This is a genomic window from Candidatus Methylomirabilota bacterium (genome assembly GCA_035936835.1).
Classification (GTDB): Bacteria; Methylomirabilota; Methylomirabilia; order Rokubacteriales; family CSP1-6; genus AR37.
On record DASYVT010000120.1, the window covers coordinates 1 to 19,002 of the forward strand.

Here is a 19,002-nt window from a genome sequence, read left to right on the forward strand (position 1 = left end):
GTAGAACTCCGCGTTGTCCGGGGCTTCGGGGTCGGTGCCGTCGTCCGGCGCGCCGAGCTGCGACACGACGACCCGGACCTGCGGAAACCTGAGCAGGCGCTCGCGTATCTCCCGGACATAGGGACGGACCCCCTCGAGCGACACGCCGACGGGAAACTGGACGCGCACCCAGAGGTCGCCCTCGTCGAGCTCGGGGAGGAACTCCTTGCCGAGGAGCGTGAAGGTCCACAGCGAGACCGCGAGCAGTCCCGCGGCGGCCAGGATGGGAACGAGCGGGCGGCGTACGCACCAGCGGATGGCGGGCACGTAGGGCCGGCGGAGGATGGCCAGCAGCGGGCTTTCACGCTCCGAGGGCACCCGGCGGAAGAGATAGCTCGAGAGCACTGGGATGAGGGTCAGCGTGAGGAGCAGCGCTCCGATGACCGCCAGCGAGATCGTGACCGCCATGGGACGGAAGAGCTTCCCCTCGATGCGCTGGAACGTGAGGATCGGGACGTACACCGTCATGATGATGAGCACGGCAAACGTCAGGGGCCGCGCGACTTCGATTGCCGCGTGCTGGACCTCCCTGACGAGACGGCGGCCTTCGGGCTTGTGCTCGGCGAGGTGACGCATGATGTTTTCGGTCATGATGACCGCGCCGTCCACGATGATGCCGAAGTCGATGGCGCCCAGCGACAGCAGGTTCGCCGGAATGCCGCGCAGGTCCATGAAGATGAAGGCGAAGAGAAGCGAGAGCGGAATGGTCACGGCGACGATGAGCGCGGCGCGGATGTTGTAGAGGAAGAGCGAAAGCAGGACCACGACGAGGGCCGCTCCCTCGATCAGATTCCGCATGACGGTGGTCACGGTCGTTTTGACGAGCCGGTCCCGGCTGTAGTAGTCGCGGAGCTCCACCCCGGCAGGCAGCGTCTTCTTGAGCTGCTCGATCTTTCGAGCGACGCCCTGGATCACGGCGTCCGGGTTCTCGCCCTTGCGCATGAGGACGATGCCCTGGACCAGGTCGTCGGCATGGTCGCGGCCCAGCACGCCGAGCCGGATGGCCGTGCCGACGGCGACGGTCCCGATGTCGCGGACGCGGACGGGTGTGCCCTTCTGGGCGCTGACGACGATGTTCTCGATGTCCCCGATCGACTGGATGAGGCCGAGGCCGCGGACGGTCACCCTGTACTCGCCCTGGGCGATGTAGCCGCCTCCAGAGTTGGAGTTGGCGCCCGCGGCGGCGTCGATCACCTGCTTGAGCGTCAGGTTATAGGCCCGGAGTCTCGCCGGGTCGACGATGATCTCGTACTGCTTGGTGCCGCCGCCCCACGACACCACGTCCGCCACTCCCGGCACCTGCCTGAATTCGCGCTCGAGCACCCAGTCCTGGAGCGCCTTGAGGTCGACCAGCGACATCGTCTTGGACTCGAGCGTGTAGCGGTAGACCTCGCCGATGACGCTCGAGAGCGGGCCAAGGCCCGGCTTGGCGTCGGCGGGCAGCTGGGCCTGGGAGATGCGCTCCCGCGCCTGCTGGCGTGCCCAGTAGTCGTCGGTGCCGTCCGCGAAGACCACGCGGATGTTGGACAAGCCGAAGAGGGTGTCCGAGCGGATGACGGTGACGCGGGCAATGCCATTCAGCTCGTTCTCCAGCGGAATCGTGATGAGCCGCTCCACCTCTTCGGCCGCGTGCCCCGGCCACAACGTGATGACCTCGGCGCGGACGTCGCCGACGTCCGGGTAAGCCTCGATGGGCAGATTTCGGAATGAGACGACGCCCATCACCGTCAGGAGGAGCGCCAGCGCGAGGATGATGAAGCGCTGGCGCAGCGCGAACGCGATGAGCCGTTCGATCATCGCGCGTCGCGCTTGAGGAGGACTCCGCCGGTGCTGACCACGCGATCCTGCGGCGTCACGCCCTCCAGGATCTCGGTGACGCCGTCGAAGTCCGCACCTGTCTTGACCGTGCGCCGCTCGTACTCGCCTTTTTCCTTGGCGAGCAGGACGAAGGTCTGGCCGTCGGTCCGCTGGATGGCGCTCTGGGGCAGGGTCAGCGCCTGCGACGAGCCCGTGTCGAGGGCCGCCTTGACGAACATCTCGGCCTTGAGCGAGCCACCGCGATTGGGCACGACGGCGCGGACTTTGAGCGTGCGCGTTTCCTTGTCCACGGCGGCCCCGATGTTGGCGACCGTGCCCTCGTACCTATCTTGGGGACAGCAGGGGAGAGTGACGCGCACCGCCTGGCCGAGCTTCACCCTGGGGACGTCCGGCTCGTAGACGTCGGCCAGCACCCACATCGACGAGAGATTGGCTATGGTGAAGAGGCTGACCGGCGTGTCGGACTGCCCGTACGCCACGACCTGGCCCGGGCTGATGTTGCGCTCGACGATGACGCCGCCCCTGGGTGCCCTCACCGTCACGGTCGTCGAGGCGTCGGCGCGTTCGGCGACCTCCTTGAGCTGGTCGGCCCTGATGCCGAGAGTGCGGAGCCGGGCGGCGGCGCGGTCGCGTTCGGCGACGGCCTTGTTGTAGTCGTTTTCCGCCTCGCGAATGTCCTTTTCGGCGATGACCTTGAACTCGAAGAGCTCCTTCGCGAGCTTGATGGCCTTCTCGGAGCGCGCGAGATCGGAGACAGCTTTTGCGTAGTCGCTCTTGGCCTGGCCCAGATCGGGACTGTCGAGCACGAAGAGCGGATGCCCGGGCTCGACAACCTCGCCCGGCCGGGCCAGCACCTCGATGACGCGCCCTGTGACGGGCGCGTTGACTCGGACGAGTTGCTCCTCGTTGAACTGGACTTTGGCCGTCGTTTCCAGGACGGCGGTGCGCGTGCGGAGCTCCGGCTGGACGATCTTGACCGGGCTGTCGGCGGTGGCGGCTGGCGTGGAGCCCGGCTGCGGTGACTTGGCATCCTTGCACCCTACGGCAAGGGCGGCTGCGAGCAGGACGATGGACGCGGTTCGCATATTACTTGTCCAGGAACCCGCCGACGGTGGCTTCGAGTAGGTAGACCGCAGCGCGGTAATTCCCGAGGGCGCGCACGTACTCGAGCGCGGTCTCTCGATAGGTGCGCTGGGCGTCGAGGTAGTCGAGCAGGCTCACGCCACCGCGCCGGTAGGCGAACTCGACCGTGTCCCGCGCCTGGGTCGCCTTGGGCAGGTAGGTGTCCCGCAGCGCCCGGACCTTGCCCTGCTGGGACTGGACGGCGGCAAGAGCCGTGTCCACCTCGGAGAGAGCCTGGACAGTCACGGCATCCCGCACGGCATCCACTCGGAGAGCGTCCGCCCGGGTGCGGGCGATCTCGCCCTGGTTCCGGTCGAAGAGCTTGATCGGCAGGCCGAAGCCGAAGCCGATCGTGTTGTCGGGGCCGATCCGCTGGTACTCGATCTGAGGGGTGATGTCCCACCACGCATTGGCCTTAGCCAGGTTGATGTCCGCCTTGGCCTTGTCGCGTGCCGCCTCGGCCGCCCGGACATCCGGCCGAGCATCGAGAGCCCGCCGGTACAGGTTCGACTGGCTGTAGGACGCCTCCGGAACGTCGAGGGAGCCCGTGACCTCGTATTCCTCGGCGACCTTGTCGACGCCCAGCAGGGCCCTGAGCGCGATCTTGCCCGCCTTCACGGCCTGCCGAGCATCGGCCGCGTCGCGCTCGAAGGCGAAGCGCTGGACCTGGATCCGGAGCAAATCCAGGCCGGAGAGGTCGCCCTTTTCGGCCCGGATGCGCTGGAGCTTCTCGAGGTCGTCGAGGTTTGCCAGATTCTGCTCGGCCAGGGCGAGCGAGTCCCTGGCCACCAAGATATCCGTGAAGGTCCTCCTGACCTGGAAGACGATCTGGCGCCTAAGTTCGGCCAGCTCGTACCCGGTAACCTTGGTCGCCGCCTTGGCGCTGTCGACGCGACGCTGCCGCTTGCCGCCAAGCTCGATCGGCTGGCCCACGTTGAACGTGTACTGGGTCTGGTGCGCGCTTCCTGGGCCGAACTGCTCGGCGAGGAAGTTCGAGGTCGGGTTCGGCCGGAGCGCGGCGGTAATCTCGTTGGCCCCGACGGCCTGGACCTCGAACTCCTTGGCCCTCACGTTGGGGTTGGCAGTGGTCGCAAGGCTTACCGCCTCCTCCAGCGTCAACCTGGAAAGCGGCGACTGGGCCGAGGCCCGGCCGGGGACGCCCAAGACCGCCAGACAACACGTGATAGCAATAATCCTGACCATAAACGTCTCCCTCGGTAGAGCGTGAATGAACGACTTAAGAAACGCTGAGGGGTCAGGCGGCGGGAGCGGCGTCAGCGAGCGAAGCGCGAGGCAGGGCAATACGCAGTCCGCGCCGGCCGCGGGGGCCGGGCTGCGAGGGCACGTGCACGGGCGTGCCGACGCGCCGGAGCGCTGCGCTCTCCAGCAGAACGATCAGGACCGGGAGCAGCGCCCAGAATTGCGGCGCGCCTGTCAGGAGGCCGCGCTTGATCTCGTGGGCGGGCTCGGCGAGCTTGATGGGCGTCGCTGCTGTGGGCGGGGCCGGGAAGTCCGAGCCGTCGATGTCGAGGACCTCGAACAGGATGAAGGAGCACACGAGCCCGATGCAGATGACATACGTCGCCAACCACAAGGTCGCCATAAGCTTGACGGGCAAACGGCTCCGTTTCACGCGCACAGCATCCCACCGTGGCCCGGGGGAAGTCAACTGGGTTCTCCGATGCTGTGCAAACCGAGGCGGGCCAATCGTCAAGCTTAGCGATGATGCGGCCCGCGGGTTGACCTCTGCGGGTCATTCTGTCAGGCTCTCAGCGTGTTTCACCGCGCGGCTCGGCACCGAAGGTTTCTGAAGGTGGCGGTCGCGCTCGGAGCCCTGACCGCGTTTGCCTCCGGCGGAGCACCCGCTGCGGCGGATGATCTCCGGCGCGCATCGTGGATAGACAACTGGCTCGCCCAGCCGCAGCTGACGGGAAACTGGTTCGGCGCCCGCGACGCCCTCGCCGGATGGGGCATCACGCCGAGCATCCGCTACGCGACGGACGTGCAGGGCAGCGTGCTCGGAGGGCGGCGGCGCGGCACGGCGTACGCGGGCGAGCTCTTGGTCGACGTCGGCCTCGACCTGAAGAAGCTGGCCGGCCTCACGGGTCTGACGTTTCACGTCTCGGGCGACTGGGCCTCGGGGACGAACCTCTCCAATGACATCGGCAATGTATTCGACGTGGCGCAGTATTTCGAAGGGAGGGGAGTCCGCCTCTACACCCTCTTCTTCCAGGAGTCGCTTTTCGACGGGCGCCTCGACATCAAGGTTGGACGCTTCGGCACCGGCGATGACTTTCTTACCACCCCGGCCGACCTGAGCCTGGTCAACGGGGCGTTGAACCCCATGATTTTAGCCATCCAGGCCAACGTACCCAGCGTTACGGACGAGCCCCATTCCACATGGGGCGGACGTGTGAGCGTGTGGCCGACGGCCACGCTGTCACTGTCGGCGGGCGCCTACTACTCGGATCCGACGTTTGACGAGCTCAGGACCAACGGCACCGAGTTCGCGATCAGCGACAGAAACGGCTACTTCGTCATCGGAGAGGCCGCCTACTACGTCAATGACGGCAAGTTCGCGGCCGGCCTTCCCGGGCGTTACCGTGTGGGCGGGTATTACGACTCGAACCATTACACCTCCCTCAGCAACCCGAGCCAGGGGGAGACGGGGAACTATGGATTCTACTTCCTCGGCGAGCAGATGGTGTACCGCGAGGGCAAGGCCGGCGGCGCCCAGGGCCTGTCCCTCTTCTGGGGTCTTGTCTACGCCCCGCTTCAGCGCATCAACACGCTTCCGTGGTTCGGGTCGGCCGCCCTGAGCTATCGTGGGCTCATCCCGGGGCGCGACAAGGACACGGCGGCCTTCGCGCTCTACTACGGCGGCTTCAGCCGGGACCTGCCGGGACAGACCTACGAGCTGGTCCTCGAGTGGACGTACGCCATCGCTCTCACGCGGTGGCTGACCATCCAGCCGGACGTGCAGTACGTCATCAACCCCGGCGGCCGATCGAGTGTCGGGAACGCCGTCGTGGTCGGGGCGCAGCTCGCGGTCGAGTTCTGAGGTTTGACCCGTCTCCGGCCATCTGGCAGGATCGGCGGCAGGGCAGTCTACCTACCTACCACCGCTCGAGGGGAGGGACGATGCGACTCCGGTTCCTGATGGCCGTGATAGCCGTGGGGTTGGCGGCAGGCGCTTCGAGCGCGGCTGCCGACGCAAACGACGCGCAGCGTCTCCGGGGGGTCTGGATAGCCGTGTCAGCCGAGCGGAACGGCGGGGCGGCCGACGATCTCAAGGGGCATCAGCTGACCTTTTCAGGCGATCGCTTCACGATCCGCTCCAAGGGCAAGCTCCTCTACCAGGGGACCTTTCGGGTCGATCCCTCCAAGAAGCCGGCCACGATCGACTTCACGCATGCGAGGGGCGAGGCGAAGGGGAAGGCCTGGCTGGGCGTCTATCGGCTGGATGGGGATGTCTTGAAGATCTGTGACAACGCGGACGATCTCGCAAAGGGACGGCCGGCGGCCTTCGCCACCGAGCCCGGCTCCGGCCGGGTGCTTGTCAATTTCAACCGCGAGAGGCGCTGATACGTGACCCGCACCGCGCAGCAGGAAGAGCTTCGGGTCCTGCGCTTCTCCTCGATCCTGACCGCCCTGTTCGCCGTTGGCGCCGTCGGTGTCGCGCTCGCGTCCGATTCCGAGACCATGACCCTCGAAGCGATGTCCGGCATCGTGGACGTGACCGTGTCGCTGCTGGCCATCTTCGTCGCCCGCAAGATCCATGAGCCGGCGAACAGCCGGTACCACTTCGGCTACGCGAAGTACGAGCCGCTGATGATCGGGCTGGAGGGTACCCTCACCGCGGCCGTTTGCCTGGCCGCGATCGCCTACGCCGTCAGGGACCTCGTGCATCCCGACCCCGTGAACGAGCCGCATCTCGTGATCATCTACGCCCTGGTGAGCTTCGTCATATCGGTCGTCTTCGGCGCCTACATGAAGCGCCTGGGCAGGCGCGGGGCGTCCAATCTCGTGGTGACCGAGGCCGAGCTCTGGATCGTCGAAGGCTGGCTGGCCCTGGGCGTGTGCATCGCCTTTGTCCTGGCCCTGATCCTCTCCAGACCGCCAACCCAGGACTACAGCGCGTACGTCGATCCGGCTGTGTGCATCGTGCTGTCCCTGATCCTGCTGCGCAAGCCGATCGGGATCTTGAAGGAGAGCTTCGCGGACCTGGTCGACGCCAACCCGTACGCCGAGGCGGCGAACATCGTCGAGGAATCGGCGCGCGCGTGCGTCGAGCGCTACCGCCTGAAGGCCGTCCAGTGGGTGCGGGTCCGCAAGGCCGGCCGCCGGGTGTTCGTCCTGGTCTCGTTCCTGGAGAACCCGGAAGAGTCGCTGGAGGAGAGGGAGGACGTGCGCCAAGCCGTCGACGCCGAGATGGGCAGGCTCAACCCGGACTTCGACGTCTCGGTGCTGTTCCACAGCCGGTGAGCCGAGGCTAGCCGCCCCCTGACGGCAGCGGGACGCACGCGCTGACCGCCACGCTCACGCTGACCCTTTCGCCCTCGCGCACGCGAGATGGCGCCGGGCCGGCCACCCGCAGGACGACGTCGCTTCCCTCGATCTGGACCTGGTAGTCGACTCCGTCGCCGAGATAGCTCGCGCGCACGACGGTACCCTTGAGGACGTTTGTCTCCGGCGCGGCCGTGGCGCCGGCTGAGGCCCGCGGCGCCAGCTCGATCTGGTGAGGCCGGATCGAGACGGCGACGGCCGCTCCAGGCGTTAATCCTGCCGAGGCAACGCGCAGGCGTAAGTCCCCGCGGGCGACGGTGGCCGTTCCCTCGGCGCGGCCGTCGATGAGGTTGGTCCTCCCGATGAACTCGGCGACGAAGCGCGTTCGCGGACGCTCGAAGAGCTCTTCGGCGGTGCCGACCTGGGCGACACGCCCGTCCTGGAGCACCGCCACGCGGTCCGAGATCACCATGGCCTCCGCCTGGTCATGCGTGACGTAGAGCGTGGTGATTGTGAACGTCTCGTGCAGGCGCCGGATCTCGAAGCGCATCTCCTCGCGGAGGTTCGCGTCCAGGTTGCTGAGCGGCTCGTCCAGGAGCAGGATCTCGGGCTCGACCACCAGCGCGCGCGCGACGGCGACGCGCTGCTGCTGGCCGCCGGACAGCTCGCCGGGATAGCGGGATCCGTAGCCCTCGAGCTGGACCGCCTTCAGGATGTCCTTCACCCGCCGGTCCCTGTCGGCCTTCGGCGCGCCCGTGAACCGCAGCCCGTAGGCGACGTTCTGGTCCACCGTCATGTGTGGCCACAGCGCGTAGCTCTGGAAGATCATCGCCATGCGGCGCCGCTCGGGCGGGACCACCGCCGCCGGCGACGAGAGGCAGCGCTCTCCGACCCAGATTTCGCCCGCTTCCGGCTTGAGAAAGCCCGCCACGAGCCGGAGCGTCGTGGTCTTGCCGCAGCCCGATGGCCCGAGCAGCGCCACCAGCTCGCCGGGTTCCACGCGCAGCTCGAGGCCTAGGACGGCGGCGACGTCGCCGTAGCGCTTGGTCAGACCCCGTATCGTCACCCCGGGCATCGCGGTTACCCCGGCGCGCTCGCGGAGGGCCTCTGCCCGAGGACGTCCTTGCCGAGCAGGGTCTGCATCAAGGCGACGATGGCGAACGTCATCGCCAGCATGAAGATGCCGAGGACCGCGATGGCGCCGAACTGGCCTTCTTCCTTGAGGTCGAACATCACGACCGACATGACCTTGGTATTGGGCGTGAAGAGAATGATCGAGGCGGACAGCTCGCGGATGACGCCGATGAAGATGAAGCACCAGGTGGCGATGATGCCGCTCTTGGCGAGCGGCGCGGTGATCTCGCGGAGCACGCGCAGGCGCCCGGCGCCCAGGATGCGGCCCGCCTCCTCCAGCTCGGGATGGATGCCGCGGAACGTGGCGTCGGACTGGGAGTAGCCGACGGGCATCTCCTTGGTCAGGTAGGCGATGAAGAGGATCCAGAGGGTGCCGTAGAGGAGGAAGGGCGGACGGGTGTACGCGATGAAGAGGGCGACGGCGAGGACGGTGCCGGGTATGACGATGGGCGCCAGCGCGAGAAAGGCCAGGAGCTGGTGGCCCACGATGAGCTTGCGATTCGTGACATAAGCGAGCAGCGCCGCGAGCCCGGCGCCGACGCAGGCCGTGAGCACGCCCAGCTCGAGCGTGTTGACGATGGCGCCCTGGGTCGAGCTGTAGAGAAACGTGAACGACCAGTTCTCCAGCGTGAAGTTCTCCCAGGTCAGCGGCTGGGCCCAGGCGCGAGAGAAGGCGGCCTTGGCGAGGATCCCGTACGGGAGGAACACCGCGCAGCCGAGGACCGCGAGGCAGCCGAGGAGCGCGGGGTACCGCCACGGGCCGAGCGGGATCGCCCGGCGCTCCGCGCCCTTGCCGCCGACCGACGCGTAGCCGCGTCGGCCCAGGAGCCTCTTCTGGACGAGCAGCAGGAGCGCCGTGGCCAGCAGCAGTGGCACGGAAAAGGCGGCCGCCATCTCGACCTTGGGCGGGTAGTGGAAGAGCGCCCAGATCTGCGTCGTGATCGTGTGAAAGCCCGCCGGCAGCGCGAGGATGGCGGGGGAGCCGAACAGCGCCAGCGCCTGCAGGACGGACAGGATGAAGCCGCTCAGGATGGCGGGCGCGACCATCGGCAGCGTGATGGTCAGCGCCACCCGGAAGCGGCTGGCGCCGAGGATGGACGCGGCCTCTTCGAGATCGGACGCGATCAGCCCGAGGGTATTGGCGATCATGATGTACACGTAGGGAAAGGTGTAGATCGCGACCACGAAGATCAGCCCCGGCATTGTGAAGATGTTGAGGAGCGGGCCCTCCGCGCCGGTCAGGCTTCGGTAGAGCTTGTTCAGGTAGCCGGCGTTCGGGCCGGCGAGCATGACCCACGCGAAGGCGCCGAGGAAGGGCGGCGTCACGAAGGAGGCCATGATGAGGCTTCGGATCACCCGCGACCAGGGCAGGTCGGTGCGGGCGGAGAGCCAGGCCATGGGCGCGCCGATGGCGACCGACAGAAGCCCCGACCAGAATGCCAGCACCACCGTGTTCCAGAGCGCTTTCTGGAGCTGGGGGTCGGCGAAGACGCGGGCGTAGTGGGCGAGCGTGACGCCGTGCTCGGCGCTCACGCTCATGTAGCCGAGCCAGCCCAGCGGCAGGAGGATCAGCAGCGCGAGCGCGGCCGCCGTCAGGACCCAGACGGGAGCGGAGCGATCGACCCCGTCGAGCCACGAGGGATGAGGCCGGGTCGCCGCCGGGTCGGCCGTGAGCTTTCGAGTCAGGATCAGGCTCCGAAGAACTCGACGAAGCGCGTCTTGATCTCCTCGTTGCGCTTCTCCAGCTCCTCCGGATCCACGCGGAGCAGGTTCAGCTCGGAGAGCTTGGGCCGGTCGGCCGGGTACGTGACGTCGGGGTGGCCCGTGTACAGCCCCTCGCTGTCGGCCAGCACCTGCTGGAGCTCGCGGCTGTAGATGAAATCGGTGAAGAGCCGGGCCGCGTTCGGATGCGGCGCGAAGCTCGTGATGGCGCTCGGAGAGACGACGAGGGGGACGCCTTCCTTCGGGAACACGATCTCGACCGGGTTGCCCTTCTTCTTGACCTGGTAGAACGTGTAGTCGCCGCCGTTCGCCGCGATGGGCCGCTCGCCCGAGGCCACGACGCCCGAGGGATCGACCGCCGACTGGACCAGCATCGGCTTGTTCTGGGCGAGCTGCTTGAAGTAGTCCCAGCCGTGGAGATGCACCAGCGCCAGCACGTGGGTCGTGATCACGCCGCTGTACCCCGGATGCGCCGTGACGAGCTTGCCTTTCCATTTCGGGTCGAGCAGGTCCTTCCAGGTCCGCGGCGCCTCGGCGGCGGGAATAATCTTCGAGTTGTAGGCGATGACGTTCACCGTGGCGCGGAGGCCGAAGTGATAGCCGTCCTTGTCCTTGAAGGCGGCCGGGAAGCGCTCGACGCCGGCCGGCGCGTACTTCACCAGGAGCTTCTTGTCCTTCAGCAGCACGTAGTGGCCCGCGTCGGAGGTGTGAACCACGTCGGCGATCTTGATGTTGGCCTGGAGCTCCTGCATGAGGCGCTGGAGGATCCGCTCGGAGCCGGTCCGGTGGACCTCGACCTTGATCCCCGGGTACGCGGCCTCGAAGAGCTTGGCGACCTTCTCGGAGCTGGACAAGGCGAGCGAGGTGTACCAGACGACCTTGCCTTCCTTCTTTGCCGCCTCCAGGCGCGCGTCCTGCGCCGGCGCGGAGGCGGCGGAGAGGACCAGGGCGAGAGCGGCAAGGTTTGTCGCGAGCCGAAGACGTGTCATCTCATCCCCCTAGGCGGTCAGAGATTCCATCAAGTCAGTGACGTCCGCCTGCGCCGCGAGATCTCCCACGAGCGTGATGACGCGAGCCGACTGTTCCGCTGGTACGGCGAGCGCGGCATTGCCGAGGAACTTCGTCTCCACCTCTTCGCGCGTCATGGGGAAGTCCGGCCCGCCGCGCGGGTGATCCTGGCGCTCCTCGAGAAGGCGGCCGTCGTGCAGGCGAATGGCGACGTGCCCGATGAACTGACGGGGATAGTCGATGGTCGCGTCCACCTCGTAGCCGACCTTGCCCGCTACCGCCAGCACCGCCTGGTCACGCGCCGCCTCGTCGGTGAACTCGGCGAGCGTCGCCCGTCCCTTCACGAGCATGAGCGCGAGCAGATAGGGCAGGCTGAACTTGGCGGCATAACCGTTCTGCGGGCTGTGCTTGCTCGCGAGGGGCTCCCAGAGGCGCGGGATCGGGCCCTCGGCGGTGCGGCAGCGGATGCCGGCGATCTGTTCGGGCCTGATCTGATGCTGCTGCCGGAGCCGGAGCGCGCAATCCATGTAGGGCTGGGCGATGGAGCCGCAGGGATAGGGCTTCAAGGTCAACTGTTCCAGCTCCCATGTGCGGCCGAGGCTCGCGAGGAGAGCATCGAGCTTGGGCTCCTCGAAACCGCCGGCGAACGCCTGGTAGAAACCGTGGGTGCCCTCGAAGACCGTCTCCGGACCGGTGAACCCGGATCGCGCGAGGAGCGTGGCGGCGATTCCCGCGTGAGCGGCCCAGCCGGGATGCAGGCGCTTGGTCCACGAGCCGTCGGCAAGGTACTCGATGATGCCGCCGGCCTGGCTGCCGCAGATCCCGAAAGCGTGGACCTGCTGGTCCTCCGTAAGGCCGTAGAGCTTGCCCGCGACCGCCGCCGCGGCGAAGCTGCCCGTGAGAGACGTCGGGTGATAGTGGCGCGCGTGGAAGCTGCCCGGCACCGCGAGGCCGACCCGGCACATGACCTCCACGCCCGCGATCATCGCCTCGAGCACCGCGCGGCCGGAGGCGCCGAGGGCCTCGCCGACGGCGAGCGCGGTGGTGACCGCGACACAGCCGGTGTGGACGATGGCGTCCTCCCGGGTGTCGTCGAAGTCGAGACCGTGGGCGAGCGTGGCGTTCGCGAGCACCGCGCTCGCCGCGCCCGACCTGGACTTGGTTCCGATGAGCGTGCTCTCCGGGGCGCCGCCCAACCGCTCGGCGGCCTCGAGGACAGCCTGGCCGAAGCACTCTTTCGACGACGCGAGGCAGCTGCCCAGCGTGTCGAGGGCGAGCGAGACGGCCTTCGCGACCACGGGCGGCGGCACCTGCGGGAGCGTCAGGCCGCGGATGAAGCGAGCGTAGCGCCGGGCGACTGAAGGCTGCGGCACGTGCGGAAGAATAGCACGAGGGTCAGGTCTTGCAATCCGACATCCACGCACGTATCGTCGATGCTCCTATGAGGATCTCCACATGAAAGTCGCCACCTGGCGCGGCGAGAGCCGCTTTACGATCGACGAGGCGCCGGATCCCGCGGCGGGGCCGGGGCAGGTCGTGGTGGGGATTCACGCCGCCGGCATCTGCGGCACCGACATCCACGCCACGCAGGGGCTCTTCCCGTGGACGCCGCCCATGGTGCTCGGCCACGAGTACACGGGTGTCGTGCGGGAGGTGGGACGCGGCGTGAGCCGGCGCCTGCTCGGGCGCGAGGTCGCGTGCGAGCCGTCCTACGGGTGCGGGGAGTGCGCCGCGTGCGAGGCGGGGCGCATCTCGCAGTGCCAGCGCGCGGTCCGCGTGGGAGGCTTCGCCGAGCGCGTCGCGCTGCCCGCGACCTCCGTGCATCCGCTGCCGCACGGCCTCGATGCGACCACGGCGGCCCTGACCGAGCCCGCCGCCTGCTGCCTGGCGGGGCTCGAGACGTTCACGATGCCCCGCGGGGCGACGGTGCTCGTCATCGGCGGCGGCATCATGGGGCTCCTCACCATGGCGCTCGCCCGCCGCCGGGGTGCCAAGCGCCTGATCCTCTCCGATCCGATCGAGGAGCGTCGCCGGATCGCGCGCCGGTTGGGGGCCCAGGTCGTTATCGACCCGTCCCGGGAGAGTTTGCGCGACCGCGTGATGACGCTCACGCGCGACCGCGGAGCTGACGTCGTGTGCGAAGCCGTGGGCAAGCCGGAGCTGGTCGCCGAAGCGATCGCGCTCACGCGGGCGACCGGGCACCTCCAGCTCGTGGGCGTGAACCCGAAGGGGAGCCGGCTGCCGCTGGATCTCTGGGACGTCCACTACCGCGAGCTGAGGATCGGCGGCGCGTTCGGCCGCGGCACCGCGTTCCGCCGCGCGCTCGCGTTGATGCCGAAGCTCGGCGTGAAGCGGCTGATCACGGCGCGCTTCCCGCTAGAGCGGATCGCCGACGCCTTTGCCCACGCCTCGGCCGGCCACGGCGCCAAGACCGTCATCGGGCCATGCTGACCCGGATCGATCACGTGATGATCTGCGTGCCCAGCCTCGAGCAGGGCATCGACGCCTACACGCGCATCGGATTCAGCGTCTACCCGGGGGGCGCTCACCCGGGGAAGGGGACGGAGAACGCCATTGCCTTTCATGCCGAGGACTACCTCGAGCTGATGAGCGTCAGCAATCGGACTGAGTACCTCGCGGCGCGTGCGGCCGGCGGCAGCGCGGGGCCGTCGCTCCTCGATTTTCTCGCGGCCGGCGGCGGCTTTCGCTTCGTGATCGTCCAGAGCGACGACCTGGCGGCCGATGTCGCGGCGATGAGGCAGCGCGGCGTCGACGTAGGCGACCCCGCTCCGGGCGCGCGCCGGACCCCGGACGGGAAGGATCTGCGATGGAAGATGGCTGTGTTGGGACAGCTAAACCCGCTCCCCGTGCTCTTTATCCAGCACCTGACCCCTCTCACCGAGCGGCTCGCCCAGGTGCCGCAGGCAGGTCAGCACCCCAACGGCGTGCTTCGCGTCGACCGCGTGTACATCGCCGTCCCTGACGTGGCCGCGTCGGCCGAAGTCTACGGCCGCGTGCTCGGGATGCCCGTGCCCCCGATCCAGCGCGGCGCGGTCATCAAGGCCGACATGGCCGTGTTCGATCTCGGGCCGACGGGCCTGACGGTGGCGGAGCCGGCAGAGCCCGGTCCCGCCGCCGAGGCGCTCGGCCGACGTGGGCCGGGACCATTCCAGGTCCTGTACCGCACCAGCAGCATGGACGCCGCCGCCCGCTGGATGGCGGACCATGGCGTCCCACCTCCCGTCCGCGGCGTCCGCAACACCGGCGAGCAGGCCATGCTGGTGGGACCGGAGCATGCATGCGGGGCCTACATCGGCTTCGTCGGGCCGGCGTCGTGACCGCCGGACCTTTAATACGCGATTCTCACACCTACCAGGGGGCCGTCGCTACTCAGTTCTCAAGCTCAACAGGGACCGGGACATCTCCCCATTAGAGGCGAACTTGCTACGCGGAGGACACGCCGTGACGCCTGCCCATGACGGACGGCTTAGAAGCATAACAAACGGCACGCTGCCGCTCGCCCTACTGCTAACGTTAATGTCCGCCTGTACGACGACTTATCATTACGTAAAGCCTGGCTTCAATCAGACTCAGTTCAACTCCGACATTGGGTCGTGCAGACTCATGGCACGAGCTGGGAGCCAGACGACAGGTTATCGGGCATACGGCGCCTCTAGCTCCACGACTACGCCGACAGATCCCGATCCCGACATCGCGAATGATTGCATGAGATCGAAGGGGTACACGGTTAGAATCTGCTCACGAGATGATGTATCGACTTGTCGTGACTTCTAAGAACCCGCTCGCACGCCTTACGCGAGAACGCGTGGCGGGGAAAGCGTAGCAGGCGGAAGAAGCCTTAAGCATTGCGCCCCGGCCACGGAGGCAAGTGCCCCAATCGCGCGATCCAGCGCTCACGTAGTTGTTCCAGTCGCGGGCGATCAATGTACGCAACGGCAAGTCGCTTGCGACGATCCAATGCGGTCAATAGTTTTCTTTTTGGTACTGATCCGTCCCTCATCACTTGATTCGTGATGTGCTTGAAGCCCTCATAGGCCATCATGTCGGCGGCCTGGAGACCCCTAAAGTCTCCTTTCTCCGCGAATGTTATCTGTCCGATCTTGTACTCGCTCTCATGGGCGCGCTTGAATTCGGAAAAGCAGTCGGTGGCCCACCCCTTGATCCCGCCAATCTCTTCGCCCACTACTGATAACCGTTCGCCGCGGGGGATGTGGAAGTGCTCGATAAGATCATTCAGGCAGGACTGCAACATGAATCCATAAGCCAGCCGCTTCGCTTGGTGAAAACTGGCCGCCGGACACATCAGTTCGTGGAATGCGCGAATATCTACCGAGTGAGCCGTGCCGAACGCCTCATTATCCTGAATGCTGTCGGCTAAGGCCGAGATCAATTCATTTCTCTTTGCGTGGGTCTTCGGCCAGTCTTTAAACTTACCCTTTCTATTCTCAAACTCATTCATGTGAAACACGCGGCGTCCAAGTCGCATGTTCCAGGCGACCTCGATACGCTTCCAGCGGCTTTCACGGGCGACGAAGCCTCCGACGGTGAATACGTCATCCGGGCCGCCGTGGGCGCCGCTCTCATCAAAAAAGGCCGTCAACTCCTTAATCACGGCGAGCAGTTTCCCCTTGCTGGTCGCCGGGTGAAGCAGCGCCGCAACTCGCGCGACCGTGAAGCGGAGAAGGGGCTCGGATCAGTGCGCCCTAGAAGGCGGTTCATCGTGGCCTGAGCCCCTTCACGGCTGCCCGGGTTCCTCAAGTATGTTATTACTGACGCAAAGTAGGAGCTCGCGGCAGCGTTTCATTGGTTCCCGCGGTTTGCTCGCGACATCCATATCATCCATCCAGCCTTGAGTCGTCAGCGAGGAGCCCCCGAGAGCCGCGTTTCATGCGGGCGTTGAGCGATTATGGCCCGGTTCGTTCACCTTTCAAATCGAAAATGTGGCTTAATAACCTTCCTGAGGCAACCTTTCCCGAGGAGACCACCATGGACACTCTCGTCAAGAAGATGAATGCCCTCTGCGACGCCCTGCCGTTTCAGACGAGCTGGTATCTCAAGGACCTGAAGACCGGCAAGACCGCGAACCGGCTCGGCGATGTGCCCGTGCCCTCGGCCAGCACGCGCAAGATCTCCATCCTGATGGCCGCGCTCAAGGCCGTGCACGACGGCAAGCTCGCGCTGGACCAGCAGGTGACCATCGAGGCCAGGTACCAGGACAACGACTCGGGCACCTTCCAGCACATGACGCCCGGCTTCTGGATCACCTTTCGGGACGCGCTCGTGCAGATGATCATCGTCAGCGACAACACGTGCACCGGCACCGTGGTCGACTTGGTCGGGCTCGGGAACATCCAGAGTTTCTGCGAGGCGATCGGCATGACGCGGACCATCCACCGCTTCGGCATCCCGCCGCGGCTCGGCCCCGACCACACGCTGGAGCAGGTGACGACGACGACGCCCAACGACCAGGGCATGCTGCTCGAGATGATCCTGCGCGGTACCTCGGACAAGGCCGCGGCAGCCAAGCTCGGCTCGACGCCCGATCTCTGCCGCCTGGGGCTCGACATCCTGTCATGGCAGAAGCTGAAGACCCGCCTGCCGTCACAGCTTCCCCTCGGCACCAAGGTCGCCCACAAGACGGGGACGGGATCGCGCGGCTTCATGGACGCCGGCATCATCTACAAGGACGCCGCGCCGCTCTTCATCCTGACCGCCTACACCGAGCGCGTGCCCGTCGCGCTCCCCGATGGCACGCCGGGCTTCGCCGCCGCCTACCAGCTCATCGGCAGGATGTCCCGCCTCTGCTGGGACGGGCTCGGCTAGCCCGCGTTACTCACGAACGCCCTGTCCCCGTTCTCGCCGCCCCCTCACCCTACCCTCTCCCCCTTCGGGGGCGAGGGAACTTAAACGCCTCCCTCTGCCTCGGAGAGGGAGAGGGTCGGGGTGAGGGTCTAACGCCTGGTCAGCGTGCGGCGGGCGCCTTCTCGGCGAGCCAGTCGAGGCCGAGGCTGCGGAGCTTGGCGGGCGTCGGGTAGCCTGTCGCCGGGTCCCAGCCCGCGAGCCGGTAGTAGCTCTCGCGCGCGTGGTCGAACTCCTCGGTGGTCAGCGCCACGCCCGCCGTCGGGCCCTTGCCGACGAGCGGCTGGAAGAGCTTCTTCGGCAGCACGTCGGCGGCCTTGCCCATGCCCTCGCGGGCGTTGAAGGCGCGCATGAGGTTGATCTTCCGCTCGCCGATCTCCAGCAGCTCCTCCATCGTCGCCTGCCACCCCGTGCCGGAGCGCACCAGCTCGACGGTCTCCGAGGGGCCGTAGAGCTGCCACGAGGGACCCCAGACGAACTGGCAGAGCCCGAGCGTGTCGAGCGCGGAGTAGAAGCACTGCGAGCGGAAGGCGAAGCGGACCTTGGCGTCCGAGAGGTCCGTGAGCGGCAGGCTGGCGGCGATGTCCAGCTCCTCGAGCCGCCGGTTCTGCAGGGTGCCGGGCTTGGCCCGCAGGGCTGTGTCGTGCTCGGAGGACTGGTGGTCGGCGCCGAAGGCGTTGACCGCGTAGACGAGCCCGAGCGAGCGCTTGTGCTGCGGCATGTGGGCCGGCAGCTCCTGGCCCTTGACGGTGACGGTCAGATCGACCGCCGCCTGGCCGAGCGTCTTCGCCGCGCGGAGGCTGCCCTCGGCGAGGAGATCGCCGACGCCGCGCCGGAGCGCGATGGCCTCGATGGCACGGAGCACGGACCGGCCGTCGCCGAAGGCCAGGCCCAGGCCCTTGTCGTCGAGGAGGCCTTTCGATTTTGCTTCCATCGCCCACGCGATGGTGGCGCCGGCCGAGATCGTGTCCATGCCGTACATGTTGGCGTCGGCCGAGGCCTTGGAGAGGAGCTTGAGGTCGCCCACGCCGCACATCGAGCCGAAGAAAGTCAGCGTCTCGTACTCGGGGCCGCCGTAGATCGGATCCACGTCGAGGCCGGGCTCGTGGACCTCGACCGTGCGCTTGCATTTCACGACGCAGGCGTAGCAGGTGTCGCGCTCCTTGAGGATGGTCTTGGCGAGGACCGAGCCGTCGATGTCCTTGGCCTGCTCGAAGGTGCCTTCCGTATAGTTGCGCGTCGGCTGCCCGCCCACCTTGTCCTGGATGGCGAGCACTCCCGCCGTCCCGTATTCGCCGAACCACACGATGCCGGGGTTCGCCTCCTGGAGCTCCTTCAGCCGCTTGACCAGGCCGCGGAAGGCCTCGGGCGCCGCCGGCTTCGGCCACTTGCTCCCGCGCACCACGACCGCCTTGAGCCGCTTTGATCCCATGACCGCGCCGAGGCCCGTGCGGCCGTTGGCGCGATTGACCATGTTCATGATCGCGGCGAAGCGCACGAGGTTCTCGCCCGCCGGGCCGATCTGCGCGATCTCCACCTTCTCGTCGCCGATCTCCTTCTTAAGGAGGCTGTCGACCTCGCCAGTGACCTTGCCCCAGAGGTGCTTGGCGGGCCGCAGTTCGGCCTTGCCGTCGTTGAGCCAGAGGTACACGGGCTCCTTGGCCTGGCCGGTGAAGACGATGGCGTCGGCGCCGGCCGCCCGCATCTCGGCGGGGAAGAAGCCGCCGCACTGGCTGTCGCCGATGGCGCCCGTGAGCGGCGAGCGCGCGCACG

Annotated in this window: 16 protein-coding genes; 6 read left to right on the forward strand and 10 right to left on the reverse strand. The window is 67.2% G+C overall.

Annotated features, from left to right (window positions below; translation table 11 throughout):
• The 4 genes from VGV06_09480 to VGV06_09495 all read right to left on the reverse strand — a co-directional run.
• On the reverse strand, nt 1-1,836 hold a 1,836-nt coding region (locus tag VGV06_09480; GenBank protein HEV2055390.1), incomplete at its 3' end, for an efflux RND transporter permease subunit.
• Entirely contained in the window at nt 1,833-2,942 is a 1,110-nt protein-coding gene (locus VGV06_09485) for an efflux RND transporter periplasmic adaptor subunit (protein ID HEV2055391.1), read from the reverse strand. The genes VGV06_09485 and VGV06_09480, both read right to left, overlap by 4 nt.
• Nucleotide 2,943: 1 nt before the next feature.
• The gene (locus VGV06_09490) at nt 2,944-4,182 is read right to left on the reverse strand and encodes a TolC family protein (protein HEV2055392.1); all 1,239 of its coding nucleotides are present in this window, start codon (nt 4,180-4,182) and stop codon (nt 2,944-2,946) included.
• A 52-nt stretch (nt 4,183-4,234) separates the two neighbouring features.
• Entirely contained in the window at nt 4,235-4,612 is a 378-nt protein-coding gene (locus VGV06_09495; protein HEV2055393.1) for a hypothetical protein, read from the reverse strand.
• A gap of 180 nt (nt 4,613-4,792) precedes the next feature.
• Between VGV06_09495 and VGV06_09500 the strand changes: the two genes are divergently transcribed.
• The 3 genes from VGV06_09500 to VGV06_09510 all read left to right on the forward strand — a co-directional run bounded on the left by VGV06_09500 (nt 4,793) and on the right by VGV06_09510 (nt 7,464).
• Nucleotides 4,793-6,040: a carbohydrate porin gene (locus VGV06_09500; GenBank protein ID HEV2055394.1), complete on the forward strand. Its 1,248-nt coding sequence runs from the start codon at nt 4,793-4,795 to the stop codon at nt 6,038-6,040.
• 80 nt (nt 6,041-6,120) lie between these two features.
• Nucleotides 6,121-6,564 carry a TIGR03067 domain-containing protein gene (locus tag VGV06_09505; protein HEV2055395.1) on the forward strand — a complete coding sequence of 148 codons (444 nt, stop codon included), beginning with the start codon at nt 6,121-6,123 and terminating at the stop codon, nt 6,562-6,564.
• A gap of 3 nt (nt 6,565-6,567) precedes the next feature.
• A complete protein-coding gene (locus VGV06_09510) occupies nt 6,568-7,464 on the forward strand; it encodes a cation diffusion facilitator family transporter (GenBank protein ID HEV2055396.1) in 897 nt (298 codons plus the stop codon).
• Nucleotides 7,465-7,471: 7 nt separating this feature from the next.
• Here VGV06_09510 and VGV06_09515 read toward each other — a convergent pair whose 3' ends face one another.
• The 4 genes from VGV06_09515 to VGV06_09530 all read right to left on the reverse strand — a co-directional run bounded on the left by VGV06_09515 (nt 7,472) and on the right by VGV06_09530 (nt 12,722).
• Nucleotides 7,472-8,560, reverse strand: coding sequence for an ABC transporter ATP-binding protein (locus tag VGV06_09515; GenBank protein HEV2055397.1), 1,089 nt, complete (start codon nt 8,558-8,560; stop codon nt 7,472-7,474).
• Between the two features lie 5 nt (nt 8,561-8,565).
• Complete coding sequence (locus tag VGV06_09520; protein ID HEV2055398.1) at nt 8,566-10,158, reverse strand: iron ABC transporter permease; 1,593 nt, start codon at nt 10,156-10,158, stop codon at nt 8,566-8,568.
• Nucleotides 10,159-10,307: 149 nt separating this feature from the next.
• Nucleotides 10,308-11,330 (reverse strand): extracellular solute-binding protein, encoded by a 1,023-nt coding sequence (locus VGV06_09525; GenBank protein HEV2055399.1) that lies wholly within the window; start codon nt 11,328-11,330, stop codon nt 10,308-10,310.
• Between the two features lie 9 nt (nt 11,331-11,339).
• Nucleotides 11,340-12,722 carry an MmgE/PrpD family protein gene (locus VGV06_09530; GenBank protein HEV2055400.1) on the reverse strand — a complete coding sequence of 461 codons (1,383 nt, stop codon included), beginning with the start codon at nt 12,720-12,722 and terminating at the stop codon, nt 11,340-11,342.
• An 82-nt stretch (nt 12,723-12,804) separates the two neighbouring features.
• On the opposite strand from VGV06_09530, the gene VGV06_09535 reads away from it, so the two are divergent.
• Both VGV06_09535 and VGV06_09540 read left to right on the forward strand, forming a co-directional pair.
• Complete coding sequence (locus VGV06_09535) at nt 12,805-13,800, forward strand: alcohol dehydrogenase catalytic domain-containing protein (protein HEV2055401.1); 996 nt, start codon at nt 12,805-12,807, stop codon at nt 13,798-13,800.
• Nucleotides 13,794-14,687, forward strand: coding sequence for a VOC family protein (locus tag VGV06_09540; GenBank protein HEV2055402.1), 894 nt, complete (start codon nt 13,794-13,796; stop codon nt 14,685-14,687). The genes VGV06_09535 and VGV06_09540 overlap by 7 nt, the downstream gene beginning before the upstream one ends.
• 521 nt (nt 14,688-15,208) lie before the next feature.
• Here the strand turns inward: VGV06_09540 and VGV06_09545 are convergent.
• On the reverse strand, nt 15,209-15,982 hold the full coding sequence (locus VGV06_09545; protein HEV2055403.1) for a DUF3800 domain-containing protein: 774 nt from the start codon (nt 15,980-15,982) through the stop codon (nt 15,209-15,211).
• Between the two features lie 374 nt (nt 15,983-16,356).
• Here VGV06_09545 and VGV06_09550 point away from each other — a divergent pair, with 374 nt between their 5' ends.
• Entirely contained in the window at nt 16,357-17,193 is an 837-nt protein-coding gene (locus tag VGV06_09550; protein ID HEV2055404.1) for a serine hydrolase, read from the forward strand.
• Between the two features lie 139 nt (nt 17,194-17,332).
• On the opposite strand, the gene VGV06_09555 is transcribed toward VGV06_09550, so the two are convergent.
• Nucleotides 17,333-19,002, reverse strand: a 1,670-nt coding sequence (locus VGV06_09555) for an aldehyde ferredoxin oxidoreductase family protein (GenBank protein ID HEV2055405.1), incomplete at its 5' end; no start/stop codon positions are given.